This window comes from Shinella agrisoli (genome assembly GCF_046557955.1).
GTDB lineage: Bacteria > Pseudomonadota > Alphaproteobacteria > Rhizobiales > Rhizobiaceae > Shinella.
Genome location: NZ_JBJIEP010000014.1, coordinates 69,644 through 88,969, shown reverse-complemented (window position 1 = coordinate 88,969; position 19,326 = coordinate 69,644). Strand labels below are relative to the sequence as shown.

Annotated in this window: 23 protein-coding genes and 1 pseudogene; 15 read left to right on the top strand and 9 right to left on the bottom strand. The window is 66.1% G+C overall.

Going from position 1 to position 19,326, the window contains the following annotated elements; genetic code table 11:
* Positions 1-5 precede the first annotated feature (5 nt).
* From ACIIOY_RS15940 to ACIIOY_RS15920, 5 genes are all read left to right on the top strand, one after another.
* A complete protein-coding gene (locus ACIIOY_RS15940; protein ID WP_411035659.1) occupies positions 6-1,007 on the top strand; it encodes an ABC transporter ATP-binding protein in 1,002 nt (333 codons plus the stop codon).
* Complete coding sequence (locus ACIIOY_RS15935; RefSeq protein WP_411035658.1) at positions 1,004-1,777, top strand: L-iditol 2-dehydrogenase; 774 nt, start codon at positions 1,004-1,006, stop codon at positions 1,775-1,777. The genes ACIIOY_RS15940 and ACIIOY_RS15935 overlap by 4 nt, the downstream gene beginning before the upstream one ends.
* Positions 1,778-1,831: 54 nt before the next feature.
* Positions 1,832-3,316, top strand: a complete 1,485-nt coding sequence (locus tag ACIIOY_RS15930; protein ID WP_411035657.1) for a mannitol dehydrogenase family protein — start codon at positions 1,832-1,834, stop codon at positions 3,314-3,316.
* 77 nt (positions 3,317-3,393) lie between these two features.
* Positions 3,394-4,086: an HAD family hydrolase gene (locus ACIIOY_RS15925; RefSeq protein ID WP_411035656.1), complete on the top strand. Its 693-nt coding sequence runs from the start codon at positions 3,394-3,396 to the stop codon at positions 4,084-4,086.
* Complete coding sequence (locus ACIIOY_RS15920) at positions 4,086-5,669, top strand: FGGY-family carbohydrate kinase (protein ID WP_411035655.1); 1,584 nt, start codon at positions 4,086-4,088, stop codon at positions 5,667-5,669. The genes ACIIOY_RS15925 and ACIIOY_RS15920 overlap by 1 nt, the downstream gene beginning before the upstream one ends.
* A 287-nt stretch (positions 5,670-5,956) precedes the next feature.
* On the opposite strand, the gene ACIIOY_RS15915 is transcribed toward ACIIOY_RS15920, so the two are convergent.
* On the bottom strand, positions 5,957-6,754 hold the full coding sequence (locus ACIIOY_RS15915; protein WP_411035654.1) for a response regulator: 798 nt from the start codon (positions 6,752-6,754) through the stop codon (positions 5,957-5,959).
* Between the two features lie 165 nt (positions 6,755-6,919).
* Here ACIIOY_RS15915 and ACIIOY_RS15910 point away from each other — a divergent pair, with 165 nt between their 5' ends.
* The 3 genes from ACIIOY_RS15910 (at position 6,920) to ACIIOY_RS15900 (ending at position 9,284) form a co-directional block, all read left to right on the top strand.
* The gene (locus ACIIOY_RS15910; protein WP_411035653.1) at positions 6,920-7,099 is read left to right on the top strand and encodes a NepR family anti-sigma factor; all 180 of its coding nucleotides are present in this window, start codon (positions 6,920-6,922) and stop codon (positions 7,097-7,099) included.
* Between the two features lie 7 nt (positions 7,100-7,106).
* Positions 7,107-7,661 (top strand): RNA polymerase sigma factor, encoded by a 555-nt coding sequence (locus tag ACIIOY_RS15905; protein ID WP_306032175.1) that lies wholly within the window; start codon positions 7,107-7,109, stop codon positions 7,659-7,661.
* A gap of 123 nt (positions 7,662-7,784) precedes the next feature.
* Positions 7,785-9,284 (top strand): sensor histidine kinase, encoded by a 1,500-nt coding sequence (locus ACIIOY_RS15900; protein WP_411035652.1) that lies wholly within the window; start codon positions 7,785-7,787, stop codon positions 9,282-9,284.
* A gap of 35 nt (positions 9,285-9,319) precedes the next feature.
* Here ACIIOY_RS15900 and ACIIOY_RS15895 read toward each other — a convergent pair whose 3' ends face one another.
* The 6 genes from ACIIOY_RS15895 to ACIIOY_RS15870 form a co-directional block, all read right to left on the bottom strand.
* A complete protein-coding gene (locus ACIIOY_RS15895; RefSeq protein WP_411035651.1) occupies positions 9,320-9,751 on the bottom strand; it encodes a hypothetical protein in 432 nt (143 codons plus the stop codon).
* A gap of 82 nt (positions 9,752-9,833) precedes the next feature.
* Positions 9,834-10,232, bottom strand: a complete 399-nt coding sequence (locus ACIIOY_RS15890) for a glycine zipper domain-containing protein (RefSeq protein ID WP_411035650.1) — start codon at positions 10,230-10,232, stop codon at positions 9,834-9,836.
* A gap of 128 nt (positions 10,233-10,360) precedes the next feature.
* A complete protein-coding gene (locus tag ACIIOY_RS15885; RefSeq protein WP_411035649.1) occupies positions 10,361-11,149 on the bottom strand; it encodes a heme ABC transporter ATP-binding protein in 789 nt (262 codons plus the stop codon).
* Positions 11,150-11,154: 5 nt separating this feature from the next.
* The gene (locus tag ACIIOY_RS15880) at positions 11,155-12,276 is read right to left on the bottom strand and encodes a FecCD family ABC transporter permease (RefSeq protein WP_411035648.1); all 1,122 of its coding nucleotides are present in this window, start codon (positions 12,274-12,276) and stop codon (positions 11,155-11,157) included.
* Complete coding sequence (locus tag ACIIOY_RS15875) at positions 12,263-13,213, bottom strand: heme/hemin ABC transporter substrate-binding protein (protein ID WP_411035647.1); 951 nt, start codon at positions 13,211-13,213, stop codon at positions 12,263-12,265. The genes ACIIOY_RS15880 and ACIIOY_RS15875 overlap by 14 nt, the downstream gene beginning before the upstream one ends.
* Positions 13,214-13,240: 27 nt before the next feature.
* Complete coding sequence (locus tag ACIIOY_RS15870) at positions 13,241-14,287, bottom strand: hemin-degrading factor (protein WP_411035646.1); 1,047 nt, start codon at positions 14,285-14,287, stop codon at positions 13,241-13,243.
* A 252-nt stretch (positions 14,288-14,539) separates the two neighbouring features.
* Here ACIIOY_RS15870 and ACIIOY_RS15865 point away from each other — a divergent pair, with 252 nt between their 5' ends.
* The 5 genes and pseudogenes from ACIIOY_RS15865 to hmuQ all read left to right on the top strand — a co-directional run bounded on the left by ACIIOY_RS15865 (position 14,540) and on the right by hmuQ (position 17,313).
* Entirely contained in the window at positions 14,540-14,971 is a 432-nt protein-coding gene (locus tag ACIIOY_RS15865) for a hypothetical protein (protein ID WP_411035645.1), read from the top strand.
* A gap of 46 nt (positions 14,972-15,017) precedes the next feature.
* Complete coding sequence (locus ACIIOY_RS15860; RefSeq protein ID WP_411035644.1) at positions 15,018-15,926, top strand: energy transducer TonB family protein; 909 nt, start codon at positions 15,018-15,020, stop codon at positions 15,924-15,926.
* Between the two features lie 463 nt (positions 15,927-16,389).
* A pseudogene (locus ACIIOY_RS15855) lies at positions 16,390-16,719 on the top strand (DUF2325 domain-containing protein); the annotation flags it as partial.
* Entirely contained in the window at positions 16,716-16,985 is a 270-nt protein-coding gene (locus ACIIOY_RS15850; protein ID WP_411035643.1) for a hypothetical protein, read from the top strand. The pseudogene ACIIOY_RS15855 and the gene ACIIOY_RS15850, both read left to right, overlap by 4 nt.
* A gap of 13 nt (positions 16,986-16,998) precedes the next feature.
* Entirely contained in the window at positions 16,999-17,313 is a 315-nt protein-coding gene (gene hmuQ / locus ACIIOY_RS15845) for a heme-degrading protein HmuQ (RefSeq protein ID WP_411035642.1), read from the top strand.
* 58 nt (positions 17,314-17,371) lie between these two features.
* Here hmuQ and ACIIOY_RS15840 read toward each other — a convergent pair whose 3' ends face one another.
* Both ACIIOY_RS15840 and ACIIOY_RS15835 read right to left on the bottom strand, forming a co-directional pair.
* A complete protein-coding gene (locus ACIIOY_RS15840; RefSeq protein WP_411035641.1) occupies positions 17,372-17,737 on the bottom strand; it encodes a DUF423 domain-containing protein in 366 nt (121 codons plus the stop codon).
* An 8-nt stretch (positions 17,738-17,745) separates the two neighbouring features.
* A complete protein-coding gene (locus ACIIOY_RS15835; protein WP_411035732.1) occupies positions 17,746-18,153 on the bottom strand; it encodes a group II truncated hemoglobin in 408 nt (135 codons plus the stop codon).
* A gap of 145 nt (positions 18,154-18,298) precedes the next feature.
* On the opposite strand from ACIIOY_RS15835, the gene ACIIOY_RS15830 reads away from it, so the two are divergent.
* Together ACIIOY_RS15830 and ACIIOY_RS15825 are read left to right on the top strand one after the other, a co-directional pair.
* Complete coding sequence (locus tag ACIIOY_RS15830) at positions 18,299-18,859, top strand: TetR/AcrR family transcriptional regulator (protein ID WP_411035640.1); 561 nt, start codon at positions 18,299-18,301, stop codon at positions 18,857-18,859.
* Positions 18,860-18,917: 58 nt separating this feature from the next.
* The gene (locus ACIIOY_RS15825) at positions 18,918-19,259 is read left to right on the top strand and encodes an SMR family transporter (protein WP_411035639.1); all 342 of its coding nucleotides are present in this window, start codon (positions 18,918-18,920) and stop codon (positions 19,257-19,259) included.
* The last annotated feature ends 67 nt before the right edge of the window (positions 19,260-19,326 follow it).

Below are 19,326 nucleotides of genomic sequence, written 5' to 3'. Positions count from 1 at the left end.
AACTCATGGGCAAGATCATCCTGAAAAAGGTCAACAAGTCCTTCGGCGCCACGCAGGTCATCCCGGGCATCGACCTGACCATCGAGGACGGCGAGTTCGTCGTCTTCGTCGGCCCGTCGGGCTGCGGCAAGTCCACGCTTCTGCGCCTGATCGCCGGGCTGGAGGACACCACGAGCGGCACGATCGAGATCGACGGCAAGGACGTCACCGGGGCGGCGCCCGCCAAGCGCGGGCTTGCCATGGTGTTCCAGTCCTATGCGCTCTATCCGCATATGAGCGTGCGCAACAACATCGCCTTTCCGCTGAAGATGGCGAAGGCGAGCCCGGAGGTGATCGAGAAGAAGGTGGCGGAGGCGGCGCGCGTGCTCAACCTCACGGGCTACCTGGATCGGCGGCCGGGGCAGCTTTCCGGCGGCCAGCGCCAGCGTGTGGCCATCGGCCGGGCGATCGTGCGCGAGCCGTCGGCCTTCCTGTTCGACGAGCCGCTCTCGAACCTCGACGCGGCATTGCGCGGCACGATGCGGCTGGAGATCAGCGAACTGCACCACCAGCTCAAGACGACGATGATCTACGTCACCCACGACCAGGTGGAAGCCATGACCATGGCCGACAAGATCGTGGTGCTGAACGCCGGCAACATCGAGCAGGTCGGCTCGCCGCTCGATCTCTACAACAAGCCGGACAACCTGTTCGTCGCCGGGTTCATCGGCTCGCCGCGCATGAACTTCGTCACGGGCGATGCGGCAAAGCCGTGGAACGCGCCGACCGTCGGCGTGCGGCCGGAGCACATCAGGCTCTCGAAGGAAAGCGGGACCTGGAAGGGCGTCGTCGGCGTTGCCGAGCATCTCGGCTCCGACACCTTCCTGCATGTCAATGCCGAGACCATCGGCATGGTGACGGTGCGCGCCGGCGGTGACTTCCCCGTCACCCACGGCGACACCGTCTTCCTCACCCCGGACGAGAATCGCATCCACAGATTCGATGACAATGGATCGGCAATCCGATGAAGAGGCTTGAGGGTAAAAGCGCGCTGATCACCGGATCGGCGCGGGGCATCGGCCGAGCTTTCGCGGAAGCCTATGTGCGGGAAGGCGCCCGCGTCGCGATCGCGGACATCAACATCGAGCGCGCGGAAGCGACGGCAAATGAGATCGGTTCGGCCGCCTACGCCGTCGAGATGGACGTGACGCGGCAGGATTCGATCGAGGCGGCCGTCGCGGCCTGCGTCGGCGAGGCCGGCGGCATCGACATCCTTGTCAACAATGCCGCGCTCTTCGACCTTGCGCCGATCGTCGAGATCACGCGCGAAAGCTACGAGAGGCTGTTCTCGATCAATGTGGCCGGCACGCTGTTCACGCTGCAGGCGGTGGCCAAGCAGATGATCGCCCAGGGCCGCGGCGGCAAGATCATCAACATGGCGAGCCAGGCGGGACGCCGCGGCGAGGCGCTCGTCGCCGTCTACTGCGCCACCAAGGCGGCGGTCATCAGCCTCACCCAGTCGGCGGGGCTGGACCTCATCAAGCACGGCATCAACGTCAATGCGATCGCGCCGGGCGTGGTCGACGGCGAGCACTGGGACGGCGTCGACGCGCTGTTCGCCAAATACGAGAACCGGCCGCTCGGCGAGAAGAAGCGCCTGGTCGGGCAGGAAGTGCCCTTCGGCCGCATGGGCACGGCGGAAGACCTCGTCGGCATGGCGATCTTCCTCGCTTCCCAGGAAAGCAACTATGTCGTCGCGCAGACCTACAACGTCGACGGCGGCAACTGGATGAGCTGAGGCCCGCGCGGGCCTTGCGGACGCATAGACCGGATGAACCGGAAGGAATGGACCATGACCACGAAACTGTCGCTCGCCACCCTCGGGCAGATCGCCAAGACGGCAAGCGTTCCCGCCTATGAGCGCGGGAGCCTGAAGGCTGGCATCGTCCATTTCGGCGTCGGCAATTTCCACCGGGCGCACCAGGCCGTTTATCTCGACGACCTCTTCAACCTCGGCCTCGATCATGACTGGGCGATTATCGGTGCGGGCGTGCTGCCGTCCGACGCGGCGATGCGGGAAAAGCTCGCGGGCCAGGATTTCCTGACGACCGTCGTCGAGCAGGACAACAACCGCTCCGGCGCCCGCGTCACCGGCGCGATGATCGGCTATCTCGCGCCCGGCAATGCGGCGGCGACGGTCGCGGCCCTTGCGGACCCTGCGGTCCGCATCGTCTCGCTGACGATCACCGAAGGTGGCTACTTCATCAACCCGGCGTCGGGCCTCTTCGACCCGACCCATCCGTCGATTGCCGCCGACGCGGCCGATCCGGCCGATCCGAAGACGGTCTTCGGCCTGATCCTCGCCGGCCTCAAGGCGCGCCGGGACGGGGGCATCGCACCCTTCACGGTCATGTCCTGCGACAATATTCCGGGCAACGGTGAGGTGACGCATGCCGCCGTCTCCGGCCTTGCACGGCTTTTCGATCCGGCGCTCGCCGACTGGATCGACGCCAACGTCGCCTTCCCGAACGGCATGGTCGACCGCATCACGCCTGCGACCGGCGCGCGCGAGATCGGCATCGTGGCGTCCGACTACGGTATCGATGACGCCTGGCCGGTCTTCTGCGAAGAGTTCAAGCAATGGGTGCTGGAGGACCGCTTTCCGCAGGGCCGCCCGGCGCTGGAAAAGGTGGGCGTGCAGTTCGTGCCGGATGTCGCACCCTACGAGCACATGAAGATCCGCATCCTCAACGGCGGCCATGCGGCGATCGCTTATCCGGCGGCCCTGCTCGACATCCATTTCGTGCACGAGGCAATGGAGGATCCGGACATCCGCGCCTTCCTCGCCAAGCTCGAGCGCGAGGAGATCATCCCCGTCATCCCGCCGGTCCCGGATACCGACCTCAACGACTATTTCGCCCTGATCGAGCGCCGCTTCTCCAATCCCAAGATCGGCGACACGATCCCGCGCCTTGCCCAGGACGGCTCCAACCGCCAGCCGAAGTTCATCCTGCCGTCTACCGCCGACCGGCTTTCGCGCGGCGAGGACGTCACGGGCCTCGCGCTCGTCTCCGCCCTCTGGTGCCACTACCTTGCCGGCACGACGGACAGCGGCAAGGCGATTGCCTTCAACGACCCCAACATCGACCGGATCCATGCGGCGGCGACGGCGGCCAAGAGCGACTTCAATGCCTTCCTGGAGCTGAAGGACATCTTCGGCACCGTCGCGAGCTCGGACCTCTTCCGCAGGCGCTTCGCGGGCGCCCTTTCCTGCCTCCAGCAGAACGGGACGCGGGCGACATTGAAGCGCTATCTCGAAAACAGGCTGGCAGACTGAGGAAACCCTATAAAGCCGGGGCTTTTCATCGAGAGGGGCAGACAGTACCAACGGGGGCCTGAACGGAACGGAAAGCCATGGCCGCCAAAGCGACAGAACTGGTCATCTTCGATTGCGACGGCGTGCTCGTCGACAGCGAGCCGATCTCGATCGCGGTGCTGGTCGAAGCGCTGGCCGGAGCGGGCGTTGCGATGAGCGAAGAGGAGGCGCACGAGCGCTTCCTCGGCCGCAGCCTGAAAAGCATGTCGGAAATCCTGCACGACGACTACGGCCTTGCGGTCGACGCGGCCTTCCTCGAAGCGATGCGCAAGGTGCTCTACGAGCGGTTCCGCACCGAGCTCCAGCCGATCGAGGGCATTGCCGAGACGATCGACGGGCTCGGCATTGCCCATTGCGTGGCCTCCTCCAGCCAGCCGGAGCGCATCCGCCTGTCGCTCTCCGTCACCGGCCTCATCGACCGTTTCGAGCCGAACATCTTCAGCGCCACCATGGTCGAGCGCGGCAAGCCGGCGCCCGATCTCTTCCTTCATGCCAGCGCGGCCATGGGGGTCGACCCCGGCCGTTGCGTCGTCGTGGAGGATAGTCCTGCGGGCATCGCGGCGGCAAAATCCGCGGGCATGCGGGTCGTCGCCTTCACCGGCGGCTCCCATGCCCGGGCGCCGCGCCACCGCGAAATCCTGCTCAGCCTGAAACCCGACGCCCTGTTTGACGACATGCGGGAATTGTTACAGTTTGTCCGCAACGAAAAGGCCGACGGGAAAAAGCATTGATGCGCGATCTGATCGTTGCGGTGGACATCGGCACCGGCAGTGCCCGCGCCGGCGTGTTCGACCGGAGCGGCATGCTGCTCGGGCGGTCCGAGCATCCGATCGCCATGCGCCGGCCGAGCGCGAACCATGCCGAGCACGATTCCGAGGACATCTGGCAGGCCGTGTGCAGCGCGGTCAAGGCGGCCTGCGCGGCGGCCGGCGCCGAGGGACGGCACGTCAGGGCGCTCGGCGTCGATGCGACCTGCTCGCTCGTCATGCGGGACAGGCAGGGAAAGCCGCTTGCCGTCTCCGGCGGCGCGGAAGCCCGCTGGGACACGATCGTCTGGCTCGATCACCGTGCGCTCGAGGAGGCCGATCTCTGCACGGCGACGAACCATCCGGTGCTCGCCCATTCCGGCCGCGTCATGTCGCCGGAAATGGAGATGCCGAAGCTCATGTGGCTGAAGCGCCACCGGCCGGAGCAATGGGCGAAGGCCGGATATTTCTTCGATCTCGCCGATTTCGTCACCTGGCGGGCGACGGGTTCCAATGCCCGCTCGCGCTGCACGATGACGGCCAAGTGGAACTATCTCGCCCATGAGGAAACGCCCTGGAACGCGAGCTTCCTTGAGGCGATCGGGCTTGGGGACCTGCGCGAGCGCGGCTCGTTGCCGGAGGAGACAGTGGCTGTCGGCGAGGCTGTCGGACGCCTGACGCCGCAAGCCGCATCCGATCTCGGCCTTGATACGGATTGCGTCGTTGCGAGCGGCCTGATCGATGCCTATGCCGGCACGCTCGGCGTGCTCGGCCCGTTTGCCGGAGAGCCGGACAAGCTGGAAGGCCGGCTGGCGCTGATCGGCGGCACGTCGAGCTGCGTCGTCGCCTTCTCGCGCGAGGAGAGGTTCGGCTACGGCATGTGGGGGCCGTATTACGAGGCGGTGCTGCCGGGCTGGTGGCTGGCGGAGGGGGGCCAATCCGCGACCGGGGCGCTTCTCGACCATATCGTGCGTGCGCACAGCGCCGGCGGCGAACCTTCGGCGGCCAACCATCAGCGCATCGTCGCGCGCATCGGCGAGTTGCGGGCAGAGGAGGGCGAGGCCTTCGGCGCGCGCCTGCATGTCCTGCCGGATTTCCACGGCAATCGCTCGCCGCTCGCCGATCCGCATGCCCTCGGCGTGATCAGCGGCCTTGCGCTCGACGCCTCTTTCGACGGGCTGTGCCGGCTCTACTGGCGAACCTCGGTCGCCATCGCGCTCGGTATCCGCCATATCCTCGAAAAGCTCGGCGAATGCGGCTATCGGCTCGATACCCTCCACGTCGCCGGCGGCCATGTGCGCAATCCGTTGCTGATGGAGCTTTACCGCGACGTCACCGGCCGCCGCGTCGTTGTGCCGGACACGAGCGACGCGGTGCTGCTCGGAACGGCGATGGCCGCGGCGGTCGCCGGCGGGCTTTATCCGGACCTGCCTGAAGCGGGTTCGAGCATGTCTCCCGGCGGACGGGAATTCCCGCCGGATGCCAGCCGCAAGGCCGGTTACGAGCGGGATTATCGCCGCTTCCTCGCCCTCTGCCGGCACCGGGCGGAACTCGAAGCGATCGACTGAAAAAAATCGCGAAAAAAATCTGCAACCTGTCGGAACCAAATCCCGCGTGACGTGTTTTTCTGCTGTCACCGGTCTGCGCATATCCCCCAATGCGAGGCCCTCGACCGGTGATCGACCACGACACCGTGTCCCCCTCCGGTCCGTGGATACTCAAGCAGCCAGTGCCTCCCCGGCGCTGGCTGTTTTCTTTTGTGCGGAACGGGTTGCCTGAAAAAATGAAGGCGGCGGTGGGCGTGCCGTCCCACCGCCGCCGGCCGCGCCGCTGCGGCGGCCATCCGGGAGCGAGATCAAGCCGCTGCGCGGGTCTGCGGCGTAAAGAGAAGGGCCTGGTTGATGAGCACCTTCACCTGTTCGGGATTGAAGGGTTTGGAGACGAGGAAGGCGGGTTCCGGCCGCTCGCCTGTCAGGAGCTTTTCGGGATAGGCGGTGATGAAGATCACGGGGATCTGCGTGCGGGCGAGGATCGCGTTGACGGCGTCGATGCCGGAGCTGCCGTCGGCGAGCTTCACGTCGGCGAGAACGAGGCCGGGGCGGCTGTCGCTCCAGAGCGTTTCGGCCTCCGCCTGGGTGCGGGCGATGCCGGTGACGCGGTGGCCCATGCCGCTTACCATGTGAGCGAGGTCGAGCGCGATCAGCGGTTCGTCCTCGATGATCATGATGCCCGTCTCGGCCTGTGCGGCAATTTCCGCGAAGGCGGCATCGAGCAGGGCGCGGATGGCGCTTTCCTCCGCATCGAGGATCTCCGCGGTTTTTTCGACCGTGAAGCCTTCGACCGTCGCGAGCAGCAGCGCCTGGCGGCCGAGCGGCGGAACGTCGGAAAGATCGAAGGGCGCCTCGGTGCCGGGAGCGATGGAGACCGCGCCGCCGCGGCCCATCGAAACGGGAAGGGAGGAGATGATGCGGCTGAGGAGGCCGAAGAGCTTGGCCTTGTCGTCCTCGCCTTCCGGCATCACGGAAGGATCGATGAGGATGGTCTCCAGCATTGCGGCCACGTAGGCATCGCCCGAGGGCTGGGTGCCCGTGAGGGCGCGTGCATAGCGGCGCAGCGCCGGAAGGTGCGGTCCGATGCGGTCGGAAATCGGCATGAGATGTCCCCTGTTCTCGAATTGCTGCAATAGCAGTTGACGGTTTGAACGCGGGAGCCAAATTTAGGTTCCGGGACAGGGAACTTTTTTTGAAACGGGGCATTTCCACGCCGAATTCCTCACCCAAGGCGTGGATGAAAACGAAAGTGGTCAAGAGTGAATAGCGTGAACAAGAAAACGAGCGCGAGCCAATCTTCCAAAAGATCGGATGATCCGAATGCGCAGATCGCGATGAAGCTGCGCGCATTCTATCACTCGGTCCAGGAGGAGACGCTTCCCCAAAGGTTCCTGGATCTTCTCGAGAAATTGGATGCTGTCGAAAACAGCGTGCAAAGGGCCGAGTGAGGACGTAATGGACCAAGGACAGACCACTTTCAAGCGCGAGCTGCTGGCAGTTCTGCCGAGCCTTCGCGCCTTTGCCATTTCGCTGATCGGCCGTCACGACCAGGCCGACGACCTCGTGCAGGACACGATCATGAAGGCCTGGGCGAAGCAGGAACAGTTCGAGATGGGCACGAACATGAAGGCCTGGCTCTTCACGATCCTGCGCAACGAGCTCTACAGCAAGATGCGCAAGCGCGGCCGCGAGGTTCAGGATTCCGACGGCATCTTCACGGAAAACCTGGCGCAGCACCCCTCGCAATACGGGTCGCTCGACATGCAGGACTTCAAGAAGGCGCTGGAAAAGCTGCCGGACGAGCAGCGCGAGGCAATCATCCTCGTCGGCGCTTCGGGCTTTTCCTACGAGGAGGCAGCGGAAATCTGCGGCTGCGCGCTCGGCACGATCAAGAGCCGCGTGAACCGTGCCCGCCAGCGCCTGCAGGAGCTTTTGCAGGTGAGCGGAGAGAGCGATTACGGTCCCGACGCGGTGTCGGCACCCATCACGTCGCGCGCCTTTGCGTCCTGATGAAAACGCGAGCCGTCCTTCATGAGGAAGGACGGCGAAAAGAACGAGGGGGACAGGGCGAATTTGCGTCCGCCCGCATGAATGGCGGGTGAAAACGGATACGGAATCGCTTACCGAAAACGTATGAAGGACAACGTTCAGCCATTGCCGTCTGATGTTGCTGCGGTTCTGGGCGCGCCGGACCGTTTGGCCGCGCTCGACGCCGCGCTGCCGGTCTTTCTCGGTCCCGATCCGGATTTCGACGACATCGCCGCGCTGGCGGCCGGGCTCTTCTCCGTGCCGATCTCCCTCGTCACCATCCTCGGCCGTACCGATCAGTGGTTCCTTGCGCGCCAGGGCACGCCGGAAATCCGCGCTCCGTCAGAGGATTCCTTCTGCGCGCGCATGATCGCCGGCGGCGAGCCCCTGGTCATCACCGATGCGCGCGAGGACGGCCGCTCTGCCGGCCTGCCGAGCGTCACCGGCGAGCCGCATCTGCGCTTTTATGCCGGAGCGCCGATCGTCATCGGCGGCCAGGCGGTCGGAACCGTCTGCGCTTTCGACGTGAAGCCCCATTCGCCCGTCACTTCCGATCTCCTGCCCCGGCTGAAGCAACTGGCGTCGCTCGCCGCCTCCTTGATCCTGCTGAAGGACGAGGCCCGGCGGCGCGCGCTGGCGGCAGAAGCCCTCTCACGCGAGGAAAAGCGCCATGCGCTGGCGCTCGACGCCGCCAATGTCGCGAGCTGGCTGTGGGACATCTCGACGGGCATCGTGTCCGGCAACGAGACGTTCTACCGCATGCTCGGCGTCCAGCCGGCGAAGCCGATGAGCGCGCGCAGATTCTTCACGGCGGTGCATCCGGCGGATCGCAAGACGACCATCGGCAGGCTGCGCGAGGCGCTCGCCAGCGGCAAGGAATATGACGGCCTGTTCCGGACGGCCAAGTCGGGGCGCTGGCTGCTCGGCCGCGGGCGCGTGCACGAATGGGATGCGGACGGGCGGCCGAGCGTGTTCCTCGGCATCAATGTCGATGTGACCGACGGGCAGCTTGCCTCCGAACGCACGCGGCTGCTGCTGCGCGAGCTCAACCACCGGGTCAAGAACACGCTCGCCATGCTGCAATCGCTGGCGCGCCAGACCTTGCGGCAGACGAGCGATCCCGTCGAATTCATGGATGCCTTCGCCGGCCGCCTGCAATCGCTCTCGGAGGCGCACGGCCTGCTCAGCGACCACGAATGGGGCGTCATCCATTTGAAGATGCTGCTGCAGAAGCAGATCATGCCCTATGCGATCGACTACGAAAAACAGGTGGAGATCCACAAGGACGAGGTGGAACTGGGGCCGGACCAGGCGGTCGGGCTTGGGCTTGTGCTGCACGAGCTTGCCACCAATGCCCGCAAGTACGGGTCGCTGTCGGTCCGGTCCGGCAAGGTGGTGATTACCGCCCGCGTGTTGAACGAGGAAGGCCAGCGCGTGCTCAACATGACCTGGCATGAGGTCGGCGGACCGCTGGTCGATCCGAAGGGCCGGCGCGGTTTCGGTTCGGTCCTGATCGAGCGCAGCCTCGACAAGATCCTCGGCAGCAGCGTGCATGTCGAGTACCTGCCGAAGGGCGTGACCGCGGTCATCCGCATGCCGCTGTAGGCGGGCGCATTTCTCAAGGACAACCGAACGAGGGATCAGTCGTCGTCGCGGCGGGATTTCGGCGCGAGCAGGAAGCCGAGGGCGAGCGCGACGGCGGTTGCGGCCAGCGGCCTCTTCATGGTGACGGTGGCGGCCGCCGCCATCAGGTCGCGGCGGGCGGCAAGCTGCTGGCGGCGGATCCGGCGCAGTTCGCGTTCCCGTTTGTTGCGTGCGGCGACGACGGCGAGCACGATGAGCGCGACGAGCAGGAAGCCGCCCGCAAGGCCGAAGAGGGCGGGCACGGCGCCGTAGCGTTCGGCAAGCAACACCGCCGCCCCGACGATGGCGAGCACATAGGCCGTGACGAGCAGGACGCCGACGATGAGCCCGCCGATCGCGTTGCGCTTGGCAAGGTCCACCGTCTCGTCCACCCGGTCGGTGACGCGCGTGACGAGGTTTTGGATGAGAATGGCCCCCAGTGACAGCATGCCGAGTTCGCTCCGCGTGGAATGAGGGGCCGCGACGGCCCCGGGTGGGGCGCCGCGGCGCCCCTGTCGTATAATCGTGGGATCAGCGCCGCAGGAGGGCGGCGAGGAGGAAGCCGGCAGCGGCGGCGACGCCGAGCGTGGCGAGCGGGTGGTCGTGCACGGCCTTGCGCGCCTTGCGGCCGGAATCCTGGTACCGGGCCTGAAGGTCGGCGAGAATGTCCTCGCCGGCGGCGATCATGTCGCGGATGTCGTTTTCCGCGCGATCCTTCAGGCCGTGCGCGGCATCGCTCACCTCGGCCTTCACAGCACGCGCCTTCTTGCGGATGCCGCCGGCGCCGCTCGAGGCGTCATTTGCGAGGACACGGGCGAGCGAGGCGATTTCCTCGCGCAGTTCCGCGATCTGATCCTCGACGGCCTGGGCTTCTGCGTGAAGTCCGTTGCGGAGGCTCTTGCTGCGGGATGAAAACAATCCGGTGGCCATGCCGTTTCTCCTTTTGCGGTCGCCCGCGGCACGCGCGGGCCGAACAGCGCTCCACCCCCTTGGCGGAACGGTCTTTCCGGGCGGGGTAACGCGGAACGATGCAAAAGGTTCCGCAAGGCGCTGGAAAATCAGGCCGAAGCGGTATGGGGCAGCACGAAGGGCACGCCGGGGGCGGGCACGCCGTTGATCCGCATGCGGCAGCCGAAAACGGCCTCCATCGCATCGTCGGTCATCACCTGGGCGGGCGGGCCGGCATGCTCGATGCGGCCGTTCTTCATCATCACCATGTGGTCGGCGAACATGGCCGTCAGGTTGAGGTCGTGCATGACCGCGACCACGCCGCCACCGCCTTCGCAATAGCGGCGGGCAAGCTGCATGATGGTCAGCTGGTGGCGGATGTCGAGCGCGGAGACCGGCTCGTCCAGCATCAGGAAACAGGGTTCGCCGTCGAGCACCGGCTCCCAGATCTGCGAGAGCACGCGGGCGAGCTGAACGCGCTGCTGCTCGCCGCCGGAAAGCTCCTGGTAGAAGCGGCCGGCAAAGCCCGCGAGGTCGACGGCGGCGAGCGCCTCGGCGGTGACCGCGTCGATGCGCTCGGCGTGGCGGTTCGGGCCGACCGTGAGGCCGAGGCGGACGATCTCGCGCACGGTGAAGGGGAAGGCGATGGTCGCGGCCTGCGGCAGCACGGCGCGCTTGACGGCGAGCTGCCAGGGTTCGAGCGTGCGGATGTCGTGGCCGTTGAGCGTAATGTCGCCCTTGCTTGCCAGTTCGCCGGCGATCGCCTTCAGCGTCGTCGTCTTGCCGGAGCCGTTGGGGCCGACGATGGCGGTGAGTTCGCCGGCTTTGGCTTCCAGCGACACACCGTGCACGATGGTCTTGCCGGACAGGCTGACCGTGAGGTTCCTTGCGGTGATCATGGGGTCTACCAGCCGCTCCGCGTGCGGTCGCGCAGGAGCACCCAGAGGAAGAAGGGCGCGCCGGCAAGGGCCGTGATGATGCCGATCGGCAGTTCGGCGGGCGCGACGATGGTGCGCGCCAGCATGTCGGCGCCGAGCAGCAGCACCCCGCCGAGGAGCGCGGAGGCGGGCAGCAGATAGCGATGGTCCGGGCCGATGACGATGCGCAGCAGATGCGGCACGACGATGCCGACGAAACCGATGCCGCCGCTGACGGCGACGGAAGAGCCGACCGCGCCGGCGACGGCGACGATGGCGGTGTATTTCAGCCGCTGCACCTTGACGCCCATGTGGAAGGCTGCCGCTTCGCCGAGCGTGATGGCGTTGAGGCCGCGCGACAGGAAGGGCACGACGAGAAGGGCGAGCAGGATGATGGGGCCGGCGGCGAACAGCTTCACCCAGGTCATGCCGGAAAGCGAGCCGAGCCCCCAGAAGGTGATGTCGCGCAGCTGCTTGTCGTCCGCCATGTAGATGAGGATGCCGGTGACGGCGCCTGCGAGCGCGGAGATCGCGATGCCGGCGAGCAGCATGGTGGCGACGGAGGTCTGCCCGCCGCGCGTGGCGATGCGGTAGAGCAGCAGCGTCGTCAGCAGGCCGCCGACGAAGGCGGCGACCGGCAGCGTGTAGGCGCCGAGCGCGAGCATCATCCCGGCCGGCAGGCTGCCGCCGAGCACGATCATGAGCACCGCGCCGAGCGCCGAGCCGGAGGATATGCCGACAAGGCCGGGATCGGCGAGCGGATTGCGGAAAAGGCCCTGCATGACGGCGCCGGACATGGCGAGCGCGGCGCCGATGAGAAAGCCGAGCAGGGCGCGGGGCATGCGGATGTCGAAGACGATGATGCGGTCGCGAACGCTGAGCGCGGTGTCCTCCGCGCCGGTCAGGAGCGCGCCGATGACGTTGAAGGCGGACGCGTCGGATGCCCCGGTCGCGACCGACAGGGCCAGCGCCACGACGGACAGAACGACGAGAACGGCAAGCGTCAGCCGCGCGATCATCGTCCGGTCGCCGGCAGCGTGGGACTGGACGGAACGCATCAGGAAGGAGCCGCGCGCAAGCGGGCCGCGCAAGGCATCATTGAGAGACATTGCCGGACTTGCCGTAGAGTTCTTTGTTGAGGTCGCGGATGGCCGAGGCGGTACGCGGGCCGAAGCCGAGGAGATGCAGGCTGTTCATGCGCAGGACCGCCTTCTTCGCGCCGGCCGGCGTCACCGAGATCGCCGGATGGGCGAGGATCTCCTCGTCCGTGCTGCCTGCGCCGGGCCGCGTCATGACCATGACGACATCCGGCTTGGCATTGATGATCGCCTCGTCGGTGAGCGGCTTGTAGCCTTCGAAGGTGCCGTCCGTCGCATTGATCGCGCCGGCAAGGCCGATGATGCCGTCGGCGGCGGTGCGGCTGCCGGCGGCCATGACGCGGCCGTTCTGGAAGCTGAGGATGAAGAGCACGCGCTTGCGCTCGCTTTCCGGCCGCTTGGCTGCGTCGGCGATGGCGGCGTCGAGCTCGGCGCCGACCTTTTCTTCCAGCTCCTTCGCCTTTTCCGGCACGCCGAGGAACCTGCCGACGACGTCGATCTTCTTGAGGATCGCCGCGCGGTCGTAGCCTTCCGGCACGGTCTCGAAGGGAATGCCGGCGCTCTTGAGGACGGCGAGGGCATCGGCCGGGCCGCTGCCCTCCACGGCGAGGATGGCGGTCGGGTTGACCGCGATGACGCCTTCCGGCGAGAGCGCGCGCATGTAGCCGACATCCGGCAGCTTCAGGGCCTCTTCCGGATACATGCTGGTGGAATCGCGGGCGACGAGCCGATCGCCTTCGCCGAGCGCATAGACGATTTCGGTGATCGCGCCGCCGATCGTCACGAGCTTCGAGCTGTCGACCTGCTGCATCTCCTGCGCGACGGCCTTCCTGATGAAGCTGCCCGGGCCGTTTGCCGTGAGCGGCAGAAGCAGCGGGGCGGAAAGCGCAAAGACGGTGAGGGCCACTTCCCACGGGCGGGCGCGGCGCAGATCGAAGCTCTTGCTCATGGTCGTGTTCCTTCGCGGGTTCCGTGCTCAGGCGGCGACGCTGTCCGGGCGCGGCAGGTTGTCGAGGATTTCGCGCCAGTCCGTGCGCTCCGTCATGCCTTCCTTCCGCTTGCCGAAGAACTGGACGATCATCTCGCCGCTCGCGTCATAGGCTTCGAGCGAGGTGACGTGACCGTCGGAGGTCGGCTTGCGCACCACCCAGCACTCGGCGATGTGGTCCGTGCGCAGGTGCATGTGGAAGGTCGGGTCCATGACGTTGAGCCAGGGACCCATCGGCTGGATGTTCTTGACGGGTCCGGTGTGGATCTGGATCGTGCCGTGGTTGCCGACGAAGCACATGATGTCGGTGCCGCGTTCGGCGGCGGCGCGCAGCAGTTCGCCGGCGGCATCGGCGCGGACCTGGCGGGCGAAGTCCTCGCCGACGCTGCGCACGGCATCCTGGCGGGCGATCTTGAGCTTCTTCAGCATGCCGAAGAACTGGTGGGTGTCCGTCATGGCGCTCCAGCTCTCGCGCAGCGCCGCAACGTCGACCGGGCCGGTCTCGACGGTCTTTTCCGAAACGACCGCGACGAATTCCTGCGACTGGTCCTCCAGCCGGAAGTCGGCGACGATGGCCTCATAGGCTTCAAGGTTGGAGGCCGCGCGCAGATGCACCTTGTGCACGGCGTCGCCCGCCTTGTCGAAGAATTGCAGGCTGCGGCGGACCTGTTCGCCGTCCGTCTTGGTCACGGCGAAACCGTGCGCCCAGACGCCGGGGAAGATGCGCAGGTCGATGTTCTCGCCCAGCACGATCGAGGCGTGCTTGCCGGTGTTGATCTTCTCGAAGACGCCGATCTTCTCGTGCACGACGCTTTCGTTGCGGGTGAGCGCCATGACTTCGCCCAGCGCTTCGGCGCGCTCCAGGAACCGGTTGGCATCGCCGTCGATGCGCACCGCCGTAAGGCCGACCTCGGCCGCCACGAGCGCGGCTTCCGAGATGCCGAGCTGGGCGGCGATGTCGCGCTCGCGCATCTTGGGATTTTCGGCGCGGAAGGCGCGGATTTCGGCGGGGGTCGGTCGGGTCGTGTTGGTCATGGGCGCGGCCTTCATCGAAATGCGGGTTGCCTTCCCGTCCACACCGTCACGTTCCGGTAAATTTTCTTGGCGGAACAGGGGTTTGACGGGGATTTTGGCGTTTACTATCTTGACTTCATTACTCATATTTATTTATGCACGCAATACCGGTGCCATAAAGTCGTGTTAATTCTTTGGCTGGTGACCGGTGGAATTGACCGCGGCCGGTGCTTTGGCCGATATTCGAACCGGTATTGTGAAACAGGCGAGCCCATGACCGTACGTACCCTTCTCCTCTCGGCGATGCTTTCTGCCGGCGTTCTTTCCGGCGCCGCAGCCCAGGAGGCCGCAGCGACCAAGGGGCTGGACGTGGAGCTGAATGCGCTTGCCAGCTCGCAGAAGGGCTGCCTCTTCACCTTCGTCGCGGCGAACGGCTTTGCGCAGAACGTCTCGAAGGTTTCCTTCGAATTCGTTATCTTCAACGACAAGGGTACGGTCGAGCGCCTGGCGCTGCTCGACTTCCGCGACCTGCCGGCGGGCAAGTCCAAGGTGCGCCAGTTCGACGTTCCGGGCATCAAGTGCGAGACGGTGAAGAACCTGTTGATCAACGATGCCCCGGTCTGCGAAGGCGAGGGGCTGGAGAAGAGCCGCTGCATGGACGGCATCGTGACGCGCAGCAAGGCGACGGCCGGCCTCGAAGGTTGAGTTGACAGTAGCGCGGCGCATGATGCGCATCGACGCATGAAACGGAATGACGGGTGATATCATGGCTGGAAGCAAGTGGCTCTGGGTTGGCGCGGGCGCCATTTCCCTGCTCGCTCATGCTGGCGCGGCTGCAATCCTCACCATGGCGCCTGCGCCGCAGCAGGAGGAAGAGATGATCGCCGGCGGCGTCGTCGCGGAAGTGGCGATGCTCGGCAACGGCGCCTTCGAGGCGGTGGAATCGGGCAATCCCGAGGATGTGATCACGCCCGAGACGATCCAGCCGGACGTCACCGAGCCGGTGCCGCAGGAAGTGGCGGAGCTCCAGCCGACCGAGATCCAGCCCGAGATGGCCGAGGTCGCCCCGGTCGATCCCGTCGTCTCCGAACCGGTGGAGGAGCTCATCGTTCCCTCCGCCGAAGTGGAGATCGCGGCGATCCCGATTCCGGAAATCAAGCCGGAGATCGAGCCGGAGGAAGAGATCAAGCCGGTTCCGGAAGTGAAGAAGGAAGAGCCGGTCAAGAAGGTCGAGCGCAAGAAGCCGAAGCAGAAGGTGGTCAAGAAGGCCGGCGAAAAGGGCAAGGCCAAGCAGAGCGCCACGAAGGGCGAGGTCGACGGGTCGGAGAATGTGAAGTCCGCGTCCGTCGGCGGCCGGAAGAAGGGCAATTCGTCCGTGGCCGGCAATGCCGCCGTCAGCAATTACCCGGGCAAGGTGCGCAACAAGATCAACCGCGCCAAGCGGCGCGCTCCGGGCGGCGAACGCGGCAGCGTGGTCGTCAGTTTCGTCGTCGGCTCCGGCGGCCAGGCGAGCGGCATCCGCGTTGCGCGCAGCTCCGGCAGCGCGGCGCTCGACCGGGCGGCGGTCGATTCGGTGCAGCGCGCCGCTCCCTTCGCGAAAATCCCGGAGGCCGCGGGCAGGTCGTCCTGGGCCTTCAACGTGCCGATCGTCTTCAACTGAGGCCTTCATTCCCGCCGTCCTCCAGCCGGCGGGATTTTTTTGCCATAAAATATGACTTTCATAGTCATGTTTATACTTTACTCTGAAAATCAAGTTTTGTAGGTTGCCCTCGAACTGAGGCTCCGCCCGCGCGGAGTGCCAAAGGGGATGCTGCATGAACTCTATGACTGCAGGCCGCATGGAAGCGGTCTTGAAGGCAATGATCGCCGAACGCGACCGGCGCATCGCGGACCTGGAACGCCAGCTTGCCGCACTGAAAAAGCAGATCGCGGCACCGCAGGATGCGGCCGTGGCGCCGGCCGTTCCGCGGAGTGAGGCGCGGGCGCAGCAGGCGCCCCGCAGCGTGGAAGTCACCAAGATCAAGCGCCGGACCGGCGAAGCGGAGAGGAAGGCGATGCGCGAGAAGCACAGGCAACAGCAGCAGGCCCGCCAGCGGCAGGACAACGATGCCCGCAAGGGCGAAGGCAGGGCGGCGCTCGAAGGGCGCAGCTTCCTCTATGTTGGCGGTCGGGACTGCCAGGTGGCGCACCTGCGCCAGATCGCCAGCTCCTACGGCGCCAACCTCATCCACCATGACGGAGGCCTGCGCGAGGCGGTCTCGCGCATCGACAACGTTCTGCCCTCGGTCGACTGCGTCTTCTGCCCCATCGACTGTATCAGCCACGATGCCTGCATCCGCGTGAAGACGGGCTGCAAGAAGTGGGAGAAGGCCTTCGTGCCGCTGCGGAACGGCAGCAAATCCTCCTTCGAGCGCGCCCTGCAGAGCATGAGCCAGGGAGACAATGTCCAGTGAATGACGAAAGACCCGAAGCCTTCATAATGATCGGCCTGCACAAGCTGGCCGCACAGAACGGCGATGGCCTCGTGCCGGAACTCTATGCTCTCTTGACGCGCCGCGCGGCCATGCTGGAAAGCGAGAATGTAACGGAGTTTCCCGTGCACGACGCCCGTCCGCCGGCCCGTGCCGCGAGCTTCGAGGCCGAGCCCGCCCTTGAAGCGCGCAATGACAATGTCGTACCTTTCCCCGCGCCGCGTCGCGCGCGGCGGGATTCGTTCTGACATAGAGGTCCTCATGTTCATCGCCATGAACCGCTTCCGGATTGCCGCCGGCCACGAGGAAGCATTCGAGAATATCTGGAAGGGGCGGGAATCGAGCCTTGCCGAAATGCCCGGCTTCAAGTCCTTCCACCTGCTGCGTGGCGATACGAATGCCGAGGAGGGCTATACGCTCTTCGCCTCCCATACGGTCTGGACGAGCAAGGACGACTTCGTCGCCTGGACGAAGTCGGAAAACTTCCGCCAGGCGCACAAGAATGCCGGCGACAACAAGGGCATCTATCGCGGCCCGCCGAAATTCGAAGGCTTCACGGCCGTCGTCGGCGCATAGGCGCCATCAGGAACTTTCGGGAATATATTCAGCGCTTCGGGCATGACCGGAGCGCCGTTCATGCGTTCCTGTTCGGCAGGAAGGCGCCGAGCGCCACCGCCAGCCATCCCGCCATCATGATGACCCCGCCGGTCGGCGCCGCCATGGGGAAGAGGCCGTGTCCGGCCGAATGGCGGAAGACGAGGTCGCCGGCAAAGAGCGCGGTGCCGAGGATGAGGAGGAGCGCGGCGAGCGGCGCCGTGCGCATGGAAGGCCAGGCGGCGTGGAGCGCGACGAGCGCCGGCGCATGGGCAAGGCACATGGCGGAAGCGCCGGCCATCAGGCGCGGATCGCTGCCATGGGAGGCGGCGGCGGCCGCGGCGACGCCGGCAAGGCCCATCAGGCCGGCAACGAAAAGGCTCGCCGGGCGAAGCGAAATCGACATCGGTCTTCCTATTCCTGGTTCTGCATGTGGTGGGCGAGCCGCGTCACGGGCTCGAGGATGACCTTGCGCAAGCCCTCGCCCGCCACCGTCTCCTCCAGCGCGCGGACGAAGCAGAGCAGCCATTCGTCCCGCTCCGCCGGCCCGATCGGCGCGACGAAATGGCGTCGGCGCAGCATCGGGTGGCCGCGCTTGTCCGTGTAGAGCGGCGGCCCGCCGAGCCAGCCCGTCAGATATTCGTAGAGCTTTTCCTCGCTGCCGGAAAGATCCGGCGGATGGATGGCGCGGCAGCGCGCCGCCTCCGGCAGGGTATCCATCAGTTCGTAGAAGCGCCGCGTTAACGCCCGCACGGCGGCATCGCCCCCGATCGCCTGGTAAAGGGTGATCGTCTCGCCCTGCCGCTCCTCGTCGTCGGTCATATCCGCCATGGCCCGTGTCCCGTTCCTTGCGGTCTTAGCGCCGCCGCGTCCGGCACGCAATGGCGGGGTGCCGGCGTGCGACGAAGGCGCCCTGTCGCCGTTCCCGCTGCATTGACAAGAAACCGTCCAGACGGTATGTTTAGTCATGAGCAAGGCGCACCATCGCAAGAAGCACCCCGAAGCCGTCCGCCGGCAATTGCTGGAGGTCGCGGCGAGGCTGTCGCTGGAAAAAGGGCCGTCGAGCGTGACGCTCGACGCCGTTTCCCAGGCGGCGGGCGTGAGCAAGGGCGGCCTGCTGCACCATTTCCCGAACAAGCTGTCGCTCCTCGACGGCCTGTTCGACGACCTGACGGAAAAGCTGGACCGGGCGATCGGGGAGAAGATGCGGGACGATCCCGAGCCGAAGGGGCGTTTCACGCGGGCCTATGTCGCCGTGTGCTTCCTGCCGGAGGGGATGGCGGACGGCGAGCAGTGGAAGGTGCTGACCGTCGCGCTCATTTCCGAGCCGCACCTGCGCGAGCGATGGCGGCAATGGGTGGAGCGGCACTTCGCCGAGAATGTCGGGACGGATTCCTCGCTCGACGCCGTGCTCGTCCGCTACGCAGTTGACGGCCTTTGGCTCGCCGACCTGCTCGGCGCGCCGAGCATGGATGCGAAAACGCGTGCGGCCATGCTGGAACGGCTGCTGACGCTTTCGCGCGCCTGACCCATATGCAATTCGCGCCGCAAGGCGCCGTTGGCGCGGCCTGCGCCGGAGACCTGCCATGAACCTCACCGCCGTCTACGCCGTCCTCGTCGTCGCCATCGTCTTCGAAGTGCTCGGCACGTCCGCCATGCAGGCGGCCCAGCATTTCAGCCGCCTCGTGCCGACCGTGACGATGGTGGTCTGCTATGCCATCGCCTTCTATTTCCTTTCCTGGAGCCTGCGTTACGTGCCGGTCGGCATCGCCTACGCGATCTGGAGCGGTCTCGGCATCGTGCTGATCTCGCTCGTCGGCTATTTCGCCTTCGGCCAGAAGCTCGATCTTGCGGCCATCCTCGGCCTCGGCCTCATCATTGCCGGCGTCTTGGTGCTGAACCTTTTCTCCAAATCGACATTCCACTGAAGGACGCCGGAAATCGTGGCGGCCCCCGCTTGCCAACAAACGGGTCTGGTTCTATCGATTCCGGCGA